We start from the raw sequence: 14,786 nt of genomic DNA, 5'->3' as shown, positions 1-14,786 counted from the left end.
GCGGCGCCCCTTATTGTGTGGCCGTGAAGCCGGAGGCCCGCACCACGGGTTCCCACTGCTTGCGGTAGGCGGCCAGCGCGTCAGCCGTGGCGGCGGCGTCCAACGACACCGGCTCCAGGAACACGCCGCGCACGGCCTCCTGCATGGCGGGTTCGCGCAAGATGGCGGCAATGTCGGCGCCCAAGCGGTCGATCTTTGCTTGCGGCATTGCTGCCGGGGCGAAGAAGGCGTTCCAGCCGTCGGCGGCCAAATCCACGCCGCTTTCCTTGAAGGTGGGCACGTCTTTCAGATCAGCGTCGCGCGTGTCGCCGGAGGTTGCCAGGATGCGGATCTTGCCCGCGCGGTGTTGCGGCAGCAGCGTGTCCAGCGTGTCGATGCCTTGCGGCAGGATGCCGCCGATCAGTTCCGAGATCAGCGGGGCCGAGCCGCGGTAGCCAATCACTTCCGGCTCCTGCTTGATTTCACGGCCCAGCATCAGCGCGAAAAAGTGCGGCAAGCTGCCGGTGGCCGGCACGCCGACGGTGAACTGTTTGGGGTTGGCGCGCAGCCACTGGCGCAGTGCCGGCACATCTTGAATCGGCGAACTGGCCGGCACAGCCAAGGCGAACTTGTAGCGGCTGGCCAGCGACACGGGTTTGAAGTCCTGTTGAGCGTCGTACCCCGGTTGTGCATACACCAGCGGCGCCACCACCATGACCGCCGGGTTGGCCAGCATCAGCACATTCTGATTGGCGGGCGCGGCGTGCAGGCCCTGCGCCGCGATGCGGCCGCCCGCGCCCGTCTTGTTCTCGACCACGACGGGCACGCCGACCCGGTCTTTCAGACGGTCAGCAACCAGCCGCGCAATGCGGTCGGAACTGCCGCCCGGCGGATAGCCAACCACAATCGTCAGCGCGCCGTCCAGCGCCGGTTGCTGCGCACCGGCCAGCGGCGCCAGCCCCGTCAACGCGGTCGCCGCCAGGGCGCTCGCCATCCATTTCCGCATCGTCTTCTCCTGGAGACAGTGGCCTGCTGTCGGTTATGGTTATTGATGCCTGGCCGATACCCAAATAAGCAAATTGAATGTAGCAACGGGGCCATTGCTTGATCTAATCCAGCACTATCCATAACGATATGAAGAACGCGATGCGCGCTACACGCCATCCGACCCGGAAAGAGACGCCATGCCTGAATTGCCCGCCCCCGCCCCCGCGCCCGACCCCCGCCATCTGGCCGACATGCTGATGTACCGGCTGTACCAGGCCTGGTCGCAGTCCAATCCTGTTTTCGTGCGGCTGTGCGAAGGGCGCTTTGGCATCACGCGGCGCGAATGGCGCATCCTGGCCTGTGCCGTGGAAGGCGGCATCATGAATTCGGCCGAACTGGCCGCGGCCGCCAAGCTGGACCTGGCCCGCACCTCGCGCACCTTGGGCGCGCTGTGCGAAAAAGGCTGGCTGCGCCGCTTGCACGACAGCGCTGACCGGCGCGTGGTGCGCGTCGAAGCCACCGCCGAAGGCCTGGCCCGCTATCACGCCCTGCTGCCGGAAGTTGCGGGCTTGAATGACCTGCTGGTGCAAGACCTGAGCGATAGCGAAATCGCGGTCTTGCGTGACCTGTTGGGCCGCATCGAACAACGCGGCCGCCGCATGGCGGAAGACAACATCGTGTCGGAAAAAGCCAGCCGCCGCGAAGGCGGCACGCGGCGGGCGCAGTACGCCTGAGGCGATGGTTGTCGCGTGCGGCCAACAACGCGATCATTGGCCCATCGCCACAAAGAACTGCGCCAAACCCCTGAAAAATAGGCCTATTTTTCTATCTGCCCTGCCCGCCAACGTGGCTTGCAGGGCTTTTTTACATCTGCGTTGGGCGCAAATCCCGGTGATCCCATAAACATTAATTAATAATAATTATCGTTGCTATTCCTATATGTAATCGGCGGCCGACGGGCCGCGAGGGGACTCTCTTGAAACGCCACCTAGTCCATGCCGCCCACCGCGTGCGGCCTCAACCGCTATTGCCCATCGCCGCCGCGCTGGCGGCTTGCTTAAGCGCCGCCACGCATGCCCAGACGGCCGAACCCACCACCGTCCTGCCCGCGGTGCAGGTGACCGGCACGGGTGAAACCGCGACGGGGCCGGTTGATGGCTACGTCGCCACGCGCAGCGCCACCGGCACCAAGACCGATACGCCGTTATCGGAAACGCCGCAGGCCATCACCGTGATTCCGCGTGGCCAGATCGTGGACCAGGGTTCGCAGAACGTGCAGGACGCCATGAACTACGCGGCCGGCGTGCGCCCCAACGCGTATGGCGTGGACAACCGCGGCGACTATGTGCGCATCCGTGGCGTGGAGCCCGCCCAGTACCTGGACGGCCTGCGCCAGTACTTCAACTACAACAACCCGCGCACCGAGATCTACGGCATGGAACGCGTGGAAGTGCTGCGCGGCCCGTCGTCCATGCTGTACGGACAGGGCAGCACCGGCGGCATCGTGAACCTGGTCAGCAAGCGCCCGCAGGCCGAAGCCCAACGCGAGATCGGCGTGGTGCTGGGCAACGATCACCGCCGCGAAATCCAGGCCGACCTGACCGGCCCGGTGACGGAAGACGGCCAATGGCTGTACCGCGTGGTGGCGGTGGGCCGGGACAGCGACACGCAGGTGCAGCACGCCCCCGACGACCGCCTGATGCTGGCGCCGTCCCTGACCTGGCGACCCAGCGCCGCCACGTCGCTGACGTTGCAGGCCTTGTGGCAAAAGGACAAGGCCGGCACGACGCAATCGTTCCTGCCCTGGAGCGGGTCGGTGCAAGAGAACCCCAATGGCCGCATTCCCACCCGCCGCTTCGTCAGCGAACCGGGTTGGGACGCCTACGACACTGAACAGTTCAGTGTGGGCTGGCTGTTCGAACACCAGTTCAACGACACCTGGAAATTCCGCCAGAACTTCCGCAACACGGTCAGCCGCGTCGACTATCAATCGCTGTACCCGAACGTGTATGGCGAGCGCCGCGGCAATTCCTACATCGACCCGGACCAAACCACCACCGACCGCTTCTTCTACGTCAACAAGCCGCGCATGCGCACGCTGCTGGCCGACCAGAACATCGAAGGCAAACTGAACTGGGGCCGCACCGAACACACCGTGATCGTCGGCATGGACTATTCGCATTACCGCGAAACCAGCCAGACGGCCAGCGGCCTGGGCGCGCCGCTGAACCTGTACCACCCCGTGTACGGCAACATCCCGGAATACGAGCTGTCAGACACCCCCAAGCAAAAGCAGCAGCAACTGGGCTTTTACGCGCAGGACCAGATCAAGTTCGACAAGAACTGGATCTTCCTGGCGGGCATCCGCCGCGACCGCGCCGACAACCGCATCGATGGCCAGGACAAGGAAACCGATTACGCCACCACCAAGCGCTTCGGCCTGATGTACGCGGCCGACAACGGCTGGTCGCCGTACCTGAGCTACAGCGAATCATTCACGCCGATCGCCGGATCGAACTTCTACAACGAGCGCTACAAGCCGATGCGCGGCAAGCAGGTCGAGGCCGGCATCAAGTACATGCCGAAGGACGCCGACATCGAATTCACCGCCGCCGCCTACGACCTGCGGGAAAAGAACCGGCAGACGAACGACCCCGAAAACCCCAACAACCAGCTCCAGGCCGGCAAGACGCGCACGCGCGGGGTGGAACTGGAACTGCGCGGCCGCGCCACCAAAGACGTGGACGTGATCGCCAACTACATCTACACCGACCCGGACCCGCAGCTGGAAGGCCTGCCCAAACACATGGCGTCGTTGTGGGGCAAGTACCGCTTCGCGCTGGCCGGCCAGCCCGGCTTTGCCGTGGGCGCGGGCGTGCGCTACCTGAGCGCATTCCGCGATGGCGGCGCGCCGCAAACGCCCGCCGTCACCTTGTTTGACGCCATGGTCAGCTACGACAACGGGCCGTGGCGCTATGCGCTGAACGTCAACAACATTGCCGACCGCACGTATGAAGTGGTTTGCCTGGATCGGGGCGACTGCTTCTACGGCGCGCGCCGCACGGTGATGCTGAGCGGGGCCTACCGCTTCTAGGCGGCATCGCGCACTCCAGGACGGGTTAACCTGTACGTACAGCTAGTACGTACAGGTGTACACTACGCGTTTTCAACCCCCATTGACAGACGCGTCAACGAACGTCTGCAACCCACCAGAACCGTCCTGGAGACTTACGCAAGTGTCGACCGCTGCCTCTTCCCGTTCGCCTTTTTTTGGCACCATGCAGAAAATCCCTGGTGGATTGATGCTTGTGCCGCTGATCCTGGGTTCCCTGATCGGCACCTTCGCCCCTGATGCGCTGGCCATCGGCGGCTTCACCACCGCCCTCTTCAAGAACAGCGCCCTGCCACTGATTGCCCTGCTGATCTTCGCGACCGGCACGCAAGTCAACACCCGCACCGGCGGCCCCATCCTGGCTACCGCCGGCACCATTCTGTTGATGAAGACGCTGGTACCCGCCACGCTGATCATCATTCTGGGCAGCTACGTCGGCCTGGACGGCGTGCTGGGCGTGTCGATCCTGGCCATGCTGGCCGCGTTCGACAACAGCAACGGCGGCCTGTGGCTGGCCTATACCGGCCAGTACGGCGACGCCCGCGACCGTGGCGCCTATGTCGCCAGCGCGGTCAACGATGGCCCCTTCTTCAGCCTGCTGTTCCTGGGCGCGTCGGGCCTGGCCGATATTCCGATGATTGCCCTGGTGGCGGCCCTGGTGCCGTTCCTGTTGGGCGTCGTGGTCGGCAACCTGGACCCGAAGTGGCGCGACGTGCTCAAGCCCGTGCCGAACATCGTCATCCCGTTCTTCGCCTTTGCGCTGGGCACCGGCATCAACCTGGGCGCGGTCGTCAGCGGCGGCATGAGCGGCCTGATCCTGGGCCTGATCATCAGCCCCATCACCGGCGGCCTGGTCTACCTGGGCTATCGTATGATCCTGCGCCGTGGCGGCAAGAGCGGCCTGGGTTTTGCAGCGGGCACGACGGCCGGTAACGCCATCGCCACGCCCGCCGTGGTGGCGGCAGCCGACCCGAACTTCCAGCAGTACGTCGCGACCGCCACCGCGCAGGTCGCCGCGTGCGTGCTGATCAGCTCGATCCTGGCGCCGATTTTGGCTTCGTACTTCCTGAAGCGCGCGGGTGAACTCAAGTCCGAAGATGCGGACACAACCAGCGGCACGCCCACCTTGGGCGAGGCGCGCGGAGAGGCGCTTTGACTCCCACCATCGCCATCGTCGCTGATGATCTGACCGGTTCCGGTGACACCGCGGTGCAGTTTGTGCGCGCCGGCTGGAGCACGCACCTGTCCATCGGCGACGCCGACGAAGCGTTGTCCGGCCCCGCTACAGCCGGCGTCGAAGTGCTGGCCGTCACCACCAACAGCCGTGCCCTGCCCGCCGCCGACGCCGCCCGCGTCATCCAGCAAAACGTGCAGCAGCTGCGCGCGGCCGGCGTGTCGCGCCTGTACAAGAAGGTGGACTCCACCTTGCGCGGCGCGTTCAAGGCCGAGATCGATGCGGCGCGCGAGGCCTGGGGCCCGAACACGGTGGCGGTGATCTGCCCCGCGTTCCCGGCCACCGGCCGCACCGTCGAGCAAGGCATTCTCTACGTGAACGRCAAGCCGGTCACCGAGACCTCGGCTGCAACCGACCCCGTCACGCCCGTGACCGAAAGCCATATCCCCACGCTGCTGGGCTGCGCCCACGTGGCCGCGCAAGACGGCGATACGCCGGAAACGCTGGCCCAGCGCATCCGCCAGGCCGGCAACACCGTGGTGGTGGACGCCGCCTCGGACGCTGACCTGGAGCGTCTGGCGCGCGCCATCGGCCTGCTGGGCGAACACGCGCTGCCCGTAGGCGCGGGCGGCCTGGCCGTGCCGCTGGCCCGCGTGTGGGCGGGTGCGGATCAGACGGCGCCCGTCGTGGTCGTCGTTACGTCGCAGCACAGCGCGGCGCGTGCACAAGCGGCCGCGCTGCAAGCGTCGGGCGCCGACACCTGGACGCCGTCGCTGGCGCAACTGGCCGACGACGCCGCGTGGCAGGCCTGGAGCCAGCCGCTGCTGCAATCGCACGCGCAAGCCCCCGCCGAGGCGGGCACGGTGCTGCTGCTGGCGCCCGAAGGCCAACTCGACGGCCTGGATTCTGAAAAAGTCGCTGACAGGCTGGGCAGCCTGGCGGCGCAATTGATCACCACCTCGCGAGCCGCGGGCGTGGTCGCCACCGGTGGCGACGGCGCACGCAGCGTGCTGGTGGCGCTGGCCGCGCGCGGCATTGCGCTGGTGGATGAAGTGATGGGCGGCGTGCCTTTGGGCACGCTGACCGGGGGCACGGCCGCGGGCCTGCCCGTGGTGACCAAGGCCGGCGGCTTTGGCACCGAAGACGTACTGGTTCGCGCAGTGCGCGCGATCCGCGACAGGAGATTCAAGCGATGACACAACCCCAACCCAACAAGCTGCCTTTGCTGGCCGTCACCCTGGGCGACGTGGCGGGCATCGGGCCGGAAATCACGGCCAAGATGCTGATGGGCCACGACGAACTGCGCCAGAAGGCCCGCCTGCTGGTGGTCGGCGACGTGGACGTCATGGTCAACGCCGTGCGCAGCCTGGGCGGCGACCCCGCCATTGTGAAGAAGCTGGACCGTCCGGCTGACTGCACCAACACGCCCGGCACGATTGAAGTGCTGCAAGCCGGCCCGTCGCTGGCCCACGTCAAGCTGGGTGAAATCAGCGCCGATGCAGGCGACGGCTCGGTCCGTTTCGTGACCACGGCTTGCGCCCTGGCCCGCGCCGGTGAAGTCGACGGCATCGTCACCGCGCCGCTGAACAAGGCGGCCATGCACGCCGCTGGCCACAAGTGGCCCGGCCATACCGAACTGCTGGCCCACGAGTTCGGCGTCAAGACCTTCTCGCTGGTGCTGTCGGCCGGCGACCTCTACATCTTCCACGCCACCACCCACGTGTCGCTGCGCCAGGCCATCGAAGACCTGACGCCCGTGCGCATGCGCGCGGTGCTGCGCCTGGCGGGTTCGTTCGCCAAGGCGCTGGGCCGTGGCGACCAGCCGGTTGCCGTGTCGGGCCTGAACCCGCACGCCGGCGAAAACGGCATCTTCGGCAGCGAAGACGCCGACATCCTGGCGCCCGCTGTGGCCGAAGCCAACGCGGCCGGCATCCTGGCCGCCGGCCCCATTCCGGCCGACGCGCTGTTCCCGCAAGCCGTGCGCGGCAAATGGCAGTTCGTGATCGCCTGTTACCACGACCAAGGCCACGCGCCCTTCAAGGCCGTGTACGGCGACGACGGCGTCAACATCACGGTCGGCCTGCCGGTTGTGCGCGTGTCCGTGGACCACGGCACCGCCTTCGACATCGCCGGCAAGGGCATCGCCCGAGAAGACAGTCTGATCCTGGCCGCCGAGCGCGCCGCGCATCTGGCCCCGGGCTGGACGCATGTGTGGGAAACTGCGCGGGCACAAACCGGAGGTTGATTTCCATGGCGCCCGCCACGCACGACGCATTGCCCGTTCTTGATCGCTCCGGCGATATCCCGCTGCACGCGCAGGTGGCCACCCTGCTGCGCGGCGTCATCCGAACGAACAAGCTCGCGGCGGGCGCCGTGCTGCCCAGCGAAGCCGCGCTGTGCGAACGCTTTGGCGTGGCGCGCAGCGTGGTGCGCCAGGCCCTGGCGGCGCTGGCCGCCGAAGGCCTGATCCAGCGCGAAACCGGCCGCCCCGCCACCGTGGCGGCGCCGCAAGAGCATCGCCGTCTGGTGCAGCGGTCTACCGGCCTGTACGAACAATTCGCCCAATCGGGCGTGGCCCTGCAAACCCGCGTGCTGGCCTTTGCACGCGCCGAGCCGCCCGCAGACGTGGCGGCATTCTTCGGCACGAATAAGTTATTGATGCTGGAACGGCTGCGCCATGTGGCCGAAGCGCCCTTGGCCTACGTGCGCACCTGGCTGCCCGCTGATGCGGTGCCGGGCCTGCGCGCCGATGATCTGGCGGATGCGTCGCTGCATGGTGTGCTGACCCGCCGTTTTGGTCTGCGCCCTGGGGCGGGCCGCAATCAGATTCGCGCCGTGGCCGCTGACGCCACGCTGGCGGAATTGCTGGATACCCAAACCGGCACGCCCTTACTGATGCTGCAAGGCCAGGGCATGGACCAGCACGACCGGCCGCTGGAATGGTTCACGACCTGGCACCGCGCCGAACAGCTGGTGTTCGATGTGGACGTCAGCATGGGCCACGAAAGCGTGCATCCGCGCTTGCAGGATGCGCCTGCCGCCACTTCGGAAACATCCGCCGTAGCGGCACCGGATGCCGACGCAGACCCGTTGGCCCGCGCCGAAGCGCTGGTGGCGGAACTGTCAGCCGAACTGGCCCGGCTGCGGCGCGCCTCCTGATTCGCTTTGCTCATGCGCTGGCCGCCGCCTTCACCTGCTGCGCCAGCGCCTTGCGGTCCACTTTGCCCACGGCATTCTCCGGCAAGCGTTCAACCCACAGCACATCGCGCGGCACATAGATGCGGCCTAGTCCGGCCAGCACACTGGCCTGGATCTGCGCGCCTTCTTCATCCCGGCCCGCAGCGCCCCCCGTCGCGCCTTCTGATGCATCGCCCTTGCGCTGCACGAAGATCACCGGCACTTCGCCCAAGTCTTCGTCGGGCGCCCCCACTACGCAGCATGCGGCGACAAAGGGCAACCCGGTGACTACGCCTTCGATCAGCGCGGGCGACAGGTTCTCGCCGCCCCGGATGATCACGTCCTTGATGCGGCCGGTGATGCTCAGGTATCCGTCATCGTCAAAGCGCCCAAGGTCGCCCGTGCGCAGCAATTGCAGCGCGCCATCCTCACCGTTGTCTACGCCCAGATAGCCCAGCATCAGGCTGTCGCCCGCGATGCAGATTTCGCCTTCGCCACCGCGCGCGGCTTCGGTGCCATCGGGCAGGCGCAGCGTGACGCTTTGCCCCGCCAGCACCGTCCCCACCGTCCCGACACGGCGCGCCGCAGGCGGGTTCATGGTTGACGTGCATGTCGCTTCCGACAAGCCGTAGGACACCACCAGCGGGCAACCCAGAAAGGCTTCGATGCGCCGATGCAGCGCCTCGGTGATGGGCGCAGACCCGCAGCGGGCAAAGCGCAGGCCCGACAAGCTTTGCGCATCGAACGCCAATTCCAGCATGCGCGCATACATGGTCGGCACGCCGGTGATGATGGTGGGCGCAAACGCGCGCAGCAGCCCTGGCATGTCGTCGGCGCGAAAGCGCCCCGCCAACGCCACGCTTGCGCCCGCCAGCAGCGGCGCGAAAATTTGATTGTTCAGCGCATTGGTGTGATGCAGCGGCATCACGTGCAGCAAGCGGTCGGCAGGCGTCAGGGCCGTATGCGCCAGCACGCCACGCGCATTGTTCGCCAGGCCCCGATGGCTCAGCAACACGCCCTTGGGGTTGCCCGTGCTGCCGGAGGTAAACAGCAGCAGACCCGGGGCGTCAGGGGCCAGTTCCGCACCCGGTTCCGCACCCCGTTCTACACCCAGTTCCGCACCCAAACCCGCACCCGACTCCCACCCCATCCCCGCTTCGCCATCGACGCGCTCCTGCGCCACGCGTGCCGCATCAAGCAGCCGTGCCGAAGCCATTCCGCTCGCCTGCGCCGTGGCCGTGTTGGCGTCGTCGTGCACCATCCACGTCAGCCCCACCGCCGTCACCCGGCGCGCGGTTTCTTCAACCGATAGCCGGGGCTCCAACGGGCAGGGGCACGCCCCCGCCACCATCACGCCCAGAATCGTCAGCACCTGATCGAGCGACCGCTCCATCGCAATCGCCACGTAGCTGCCGGGCGCAACGCCCGCGGCGCGCAAGCCCGCGGCGATTTGCCCGACCCGGCGGTGCAGGCCGGCATACGTCAGCGTCTCGTCCGCCGTCACGATGGCGGGGCGCGCCGCCCATTCGGGCTGACGCCATGCGCGCGAAAACGCCGCCACTAGCGTGGCATCGGCAATCGTCATGGCGGTCTCCTAGCGCAGCGCGACAGCGGCGTCGCGTTCGAACTGCCCGTCCGCGTCCAGCTCGCGCAACGCGCGGGCTTCGGCAGCGGTGGGCGGTTCCGATGGCGCGGCGCCCGTGGCGTCGAACTCAAAGCCCGTGCGCTCGCGCACTTCCGACAGGCTGGACTCCGGATGCCACGATTGCAGCGCCAAGCGCCCGTCGCGCTTCACGAACACGGCGATCGGCGTCACCACCCCGTGGAACCCGCCCCACGACGTCATGAAGTCCAGCTTCGGCACGAAGGTGCGGCGCGAATGTTCCGTGCGCCACGTGCAGGCGCGACGGGCGGTGGGCAGCATCACCGCGCCGCCACCGCCGCCCGGCAAGCGCACCTTGGGTGCATGCCAGTCGCCAATGCAGGAGTTGTTCGCGCAGCCCGCGCCGTCGATCTGCGCCGCGCCCAGAAAGGTCAGGTCCATGCGGCCGCGCGTGCACAGGTCGTAGAAGTCCTCGTTAGAAAAGATCGACGCGGTGTGCTCGGCCAGCACCGGATCAGAGCTTGAAATGGGAATGTGCGATGGGCGCGGGTTCACGCCGCCCGCCACGTTGATGTAGACGAAGTCCCAGTCGTAGGCGCGCTTGGCCAGCAGGCACGCCAACATCGGCATGGTGGAATTCACGCCGCTGAAGGTGATTTCATCCGGGCGGATGAAGCGCGCCAGGTTCGTGACGATGTACGAAAAAGCCGACCATTGCTCAGCCATGATTGCCCCCTTGCGCTTCCGGTGCGGCCGCCAGATGCGCCGCCAGATCGCTGTTCTTGTCCATGTAGGATTCCACCGCCGGATAGTCGATGGCGTAATCGGGCCAGCATGAACCCGGCCACGCACTGCCCGGCGCCACCGCGTAGGCCTGCACCATGAAGTACGGCACCAGCGTGGACTCCGGTTGCGCTTCGAACACGGCGCTGTCCACCACCTTCTCGGCCACCACCAGCACGCTGCCCGCCGCGCGCGACATGATGCGGTCCCAATGCGCCGTGCCGTGCACGCGCACATTGCCCAGCGCATCCACTTCGGACGCCTGGATCACGGCGAAGTCCGGGCGGATGGCCGGCACCACATACGTCTTTTGCCCACTGCCATACGGGTCGTCCAGGCACGCCCAGCCATTCAATTCCGGCAAGCCGCTGCCGTGCAGGCCGCCGCAAGGCTGAAACGGCACGCCGAAGGCCGCCGCCCGCAGCCCCGCCGTCAGGCTGGCGCAGGCGTGTTCTTCCAGTTCGATTTCATGGCGTTCCACGGCGCGCCGATACCACGGCGCCAAACCGAAGTTGCCTTCCATGGCGACGATGCCTGCGCGCACGCGGCGCAACACGCCCGCGCGGCACAGGATGTCTACGTCGTAACCCGGCGATTGCTTGATCAATTCCAGATCGCGCTTGCCCTGGCGAATCAGTTCACGCACGAACGCGAACGGCCCGCGATGCAGAAAGCTGCCGCCCAGCGCAATCGAGGCGCCGTTGGGCACCAACGCCGCCAGTTCCGCCACCGAGCACTGCTTGTTCTTTTGATTGAAACCCGAAGCCATTGTCTTCCTCCCTGCTGTTTGTTCTTGGCGTTAGCGCGCTTGCAGATAGGCGGCCACGCGGTCTTTCAAACCGGGCGCGGCAGCGGACCGCACCAGCCGCGCCAGATCGGCGTCCGGCGATTCCTGCGACAGCGCCGCGTACAACTGCGCACGGCTGGCGTCCGTCAACGCGGCCGCGGTGTCGGCCGCCTGCTGCTCGATCTCCGCCCATTCCTGCGCCACGGCCAGCCGCGTGGCGAAGCCGTCGCGCAAAGCTTCTTCCGCGCTAAAGGTCGCCGCTTGCTCCAGCACCGCGCGCGCGCGCTCGGCGCCCACCAGCGCGGCAAAGCGGCGCGTGCCCAGCACCAATCCGAACTTCAGGCCCGGCATGCGGAACGTAGCGTCCGGTGCGCTGACGCGCCATTTGCAGGCGCCAAACAGATCCACGCCTGCGCCAAAATTACGGCCATGCGCCAGCGCCACCGTCAGGCAGGGTGAGCCCGCCAGACGTTGCAGCAACGTCTCGATGCGCACAAAGCGCAACAGCAAATCGCCTTCGCTTTGCGTTTGCCAGTCGCCAAAATCAAACCCCGCGCTGAAGTTCTTGCCTTCGCCCTTCAGCACGATCAGCTTGGCGCCTTGCGCTTCGGCATCGTCCAGCGCCGAGATCAGCGCTTCCACCAAATCGGCAGACAGCGCGTTCATTTTTTCAGCGCGCGTCAGGGTCAGCACATGGCGCGCGTCTTGCTTGTCGATACGCAGAACGGCGCTCATGCCTGGCCTCCCTGCTTGGCGGCGCGCAATGCGCCCAGCACTTCGTCGTTGTGCTCGCCCAGCGCAGGCGGACGCAGCCGCAGCGCCGTCGTCTGGCCGTCAAAGCGCACGGGCAGGCCGAAGGTGCGGGTCTGCACGCCGTTGGGCAATTCCACCGGCTGCACCCAGCCCATGTGTTCGACTTGCGGGTCGGCCAGCACTTCGGAATACGTGTTGATGGGCGCGCACGGCACGCCTGCCGCGCGAAAGCGCGACAACCAGGTCTGGGCATCATCGCCGGCGAAGATCGCTTCCAGAATTTCCCGCAGCGCTGTCTGGTTGCGCGCACGTGCGCTGGTGTCGGTAAAGCGCGGGTCAGCCAGCAGGTCTTCACGGCCCACCGTGACGCACACGGCCTTCCACAAGGCCTGATTGCCCGCGGCCATGCCGAAGTAACCGCCCTGGCAGCGAAACGCCTGATACGGCGCATTGCGCGGATGCGCGGAACCCAGCTTGACGGGGTCTTTGCCGCTGCCGAAGAACTCTGACGTTTGCAACGCGGCGATGCCCAGCGTGGCGCCCAACATCGGCACGTCGATATGCGTGCCCTGCCCGCTGGCCTGCGCCGCGCGCAAGGCCGAGGCAATGGCGAACGCGCCATACAGGCCCGCTGAAAAATCCGCCACCGGCACGCCGCATTTGACGGGTTCACCGCCGGCTTCGCCCGTCACGCTCATGATGCCGCTCATGGCCTGGATGGTCAGGTCGAAACCGCCTTCCTGCGAGCGCGGGCCGGATTGGCCGTACGCCGAGATCGAGCAGTACACGAGCTTGGGATTGGCTTCGCGCAATTGCGCATAGCCCAGGCCCAGACGGTCCATCACGCCGGGGCGGTTGTTTTCGATCAGCACGTCCACGGTTTGCGCCAGCTCGCGCGCCAGCGCCAGGTCGGCCGGGTCTTTCAGGTTCAGCGTCACCGACTTCTTGTTGCGGTTCAGCGACGCGAAGTTCTCGCTATAGCCATCGGAAATGGGCGGCCAGCTACGCAGCGTGTCGCCGCCTTCCGGGTTTTCAACCTTGATCACGTCGGCGCCCATATCCGCCAACAACATGCCGCAAAACGGTCCCGCCGCGACATTGCAAATTTCCAGCACGGTGATGCCGGTAAGTGCCGAACTGGGTGTCATGTCTGACCTCTCGTTATGAAAATTCAATATTTGGGATGCGAAAAATATTATAAGAGCGCGGCTTTCAGGATGGCATCATGCCCGGCGAGCGGTGGGCCGCCGTGTCTTGCACCGCGTGAATCCTAGTGCAATCCCTAGGTGCCGCGCTTAATTGTTGACCAGCATATCACCGTGTGGAATTCTAGGTAAACCATTTATTGGAATTCGAGTCCTATATTTTAGGATTTATAAAAACGGACCGCAGCCAAGCAAACGCCCGCCAACGCGGCGCCGGCTCGCGCATGACGGCCCGATCACACCAAGGAGACTTTCATGAAGCAGACGTGGCGCATTGCCCTCGCGGGCGCCGTCCTGGCGCTGGCCGCCGGACCCGTATCGGCGCAAGCCTGGCCCGCCAAACCCGTACGCATGGTGGTGCCGTTCCCGCCGGGCGGGGCCACGGATGCCGCGGCCCGCATCTACGCGCAACACCTGGGCGACTTCCTGGGCCAAGGCGTTGTCGTTGAAAACAAGGCGGGCGCGGGCGGTGAGATCGGCGCCGAATACGTGGCCAAGTCTGCGCCCGACGGCTACACGCTGTTGATGGGCGCGGTGGGCAGCCATGCCATCCACGCCGCCATGCCAGACAAGCCCGGCTACGACTTCGCCACCGCGTTCGTGGGCGTGTCCATGGCCACCAGCATGCCCATGGCCGTGGCCGTCAACAGCAAGGTGCCGGCCAACAACGTGCAGGAACTGATTGCGCTGGCCAAGAGCAAACCCGGCACGATCACGTTCGGGTCTGCCGGCCCCGGCACCTCGCAACACATGGCGGGCGAGCTGTTCCAGGTGGTGACGGGCACCAAGCTCATGCACGTGCCGTATCGCGGCAGCGGCCCTGCCATCACCGACTTGCTGGGCGGCCAGATCGACATGGTGATCGAGACCCTGCCCGCGCTGCTGCCGCAAGTGGCCAGCGGCAAGATCCGGCTGCTGGGCGTCACCACCGCCACCCGCGCCACGGCGCTGCCTGATCTGCCCACGCTGATGGAGCAAGGCGTGAAAGACTATTCCGTCGCCACCGCCTACGCGCTGCTGGCACCGGCCGGCACGCCGCCCGCGGTGGTCGACAAATTGTCGGCCGGCATGCAGAAGGCCGCCGCGATGGCGTCGGTGCAGCAGGCCGCGCTGAAGCTGGGCGCGGATGCCGTGGCCACCTCCCCCGCTGACACCAGCCGGGTGCTGAAGCAGGAAGTGGCGCGCTGGGGCGATGTGGTGCGGATGTCGGCTGCGAAATGACGACC

Annotated in this window: 13 protein-coding genes; 7 read left to right on the top strand and 6 right to left on the bottom strand. The window is 66.6% G+C overall.

The window, feature by feature from the left end; genetic code table 11:
* Window positions 1-10: 10 nt before the first annotated feature.
* Window positions 11-973, bottom strand: a complete 963-nt coding sequence (locus tag AC1DSJ_RS04970) for a Bug family tripartite tricarboxylate transporter substrate binding protein (protein WP_425286154.1) — start codon at window positions 971-973, stop codon at window positions 11-13.
* Window positions 974-1,163: 190 nt separating this feature from the next.
* On the opposite strand from AC1DSJ_RS04970, the gene AC1DSJ_RS04965 reads away from it, so the two are divergent.
* From AC1DSJ_RS04965 to AC1DSJ_RS04940, 6 genes are all read left to right on the top strand, one after another.
* Entirely contained in the window at window positions 1,164-1,700 is a 537-nt protein-coding gene (locus AC1DSJ_RS04965) for a MarR family winged helix-turn-helix transcriptional regulator (RefSeq protein ID WP_441371496.1), read from the top strand.
* A gap of 275 nt (window positions 1,701-1,975) precedes the next feature.
* Window positions 1,976-4,060, top strand: a complete 2,085-nt coding sequence (locus AC1DSJ_RS04960; RefSeq protein ID WP_441371578.1) for a TonB-dependent siderophore receptor — start codon at window positions 1,976-1,978, stop codon at window positions 4,058-4,060.
* 184 nt (window positions 4,061-4,244) lie between these two features.
* Entirely contained in the window at window positions 4,245-5,234 is a 990-nt protein-coding gene (locus tag AC1DSJ_RS04955) for a 2-keto-3-deoxygluconate permease (protein ID WP_054426746.1), read from the top strand.
* The gene (gene dtnK / locus AC1DSJ_RS04950) at window positions 5,231-6,448 is read left to right on the top strand and encodes a D-threonate kinase (RefSeq protein WP_476760270.1); all 1,218 of its coding nucleotides are present in this window, start codon (window positions 5,231-5,233) and stop codon (window positions 6,446-6,448) included. Before AC1DSJ_RS04955 ends, dtnK begins: the two co-directional genes overlap by 4 nt.
* Window positions 6,445-7,497: a 4-hydroxythreonine-4-phosphate dehydrogenase PdxA gene (pdxA, locus tag AC1DSJ_RS04945; RefSeq protein WP_054426552.1), complete on the top strand. Its 1,053-nt coding sequence runs from the start codon at window positions 6,445-6,447 to the stop codon at window positions 7,495-7,497. Before dtnK ends, pdxA begins: the two co-directional genes overlap by 4 nt.
* 5 nt (window positions 7,498-7,502) lie before the next feature.
* Entirely contained in the window at window positions 7,503-8,411 is a 909-nt protein-coding gene (locus AC1DSJ_RS04940; RefSeq protein ID WP_441371494.1) for a GntR family transcriptional regulator, read from the top strand.
* A 10-nt stretch (window positions 8,412-8,421) separates the two neighbouring features.
* On the opposite strand, the gene AC1DSJ_RS04935 is transcribed toward AC1DSJ_RS04940, so the two are convergent.
* Genes AC1DSJ_RS04935 through AC1DSJ_RS04915 form a run of 5 tightly spaced genes read right to left on the bottom strand, consistent with a single transcriptional unit; the run spans window position 8,422 to window position 13,503 of the window.
* Window positions 8,422-10,014, bottom strand: a complete 1,593-nt coding sequence (locus tag AC1DSJ_RS04935) for a class I adenylate-forming enzyme family protein (protein WP_441371493.1) — start codon at window positions 10,012-10,014, stop codon at window positions 8,422-8,424.
* Window positions 10,015-10,023: 9 nt separating this feature from the next.
* Window positions 10,024-10,758, bottom strand: coding sequence for a CoA-transferase subunit beta (locus tag AC1DSJ_RS04930; RefSeq protein ID WP_175171390.1), 735 nt, complete (start codon window positions 10,756-10,758; stop codon window positions 10,024-10,026).
* The gene (locus AC1DSJ_RS04925) at window positions 10,751-11,584 is read right to left on the bottom strand and encodes a CoA transferase subunit A (RefSeq protein ID WP_054426556.1); all 834 of its coding nucleotides are present in this window, start codon (window positions 11,582-11,584) and stop codon (window positions 10,751-10,753) included. The genes AC1DSJ_RS04930 and AC1DSJ_RS04925 overlap by 8 nt, the downstream gene beginning before the upstream one ends.
* A 30-nt stretch (window positions 11,585-11,614) precedes the next feature.
* The gene (locus AC1DSJ_RS04920; RefSeq protein ID WP_054426557.1) at window positions 11,615-12,337 is read right to left on the bottom strand and encodes an enoyl-CoA hydratase/isomerase family protein; all 723 of its coding nucleotides are present in this window, start codon (window positions 12,335-12,337) and stop codon (window positions 11,615-11,617) included.
* Complete coding sequence (locus tag AC1DSJ_RS04915; protein ID WP_441371492.1) at window positions 12,334-13,503, bottom strand: CaiB/BaiF CoA transferase family protein; 1,170 nt, start codon at window positions 13,501-13,503, stop codon at window positions 12,334-12,336. The genes AC1DSJ_RS04920 and AC1DSJ_RS04915 overlap by 4 nt, the downstream gene beginning before the upstream one ends.
* 312 nt (window positions 13,504-13,815) lie before the next feature.
* Between AC1DSJ_RS04915 and AC1DSJ_RS04910 the strand changes: the two genes are divergently transcribed.
* Window positions 13,816-14,781, top strand: a complete 966-nt coding sequence (locus AC1DSJ_RS04910) for a Bug family tripartite tricarboxylate transporter substrate binding protein (protein WP_054426559.1) — start codon at window positions 13,816-13,818, stop codon at window positions 14,779-14,781.
* Window positions 14,782-14,786: the final 5 nt, after the last annotated feature.

It is taken from the genome of Achromobacter sp. 01N37, assembly GCF_056399725.1.
This window is presented reverse-complemented; position numbering and strand designations above follow the sequence as displayed.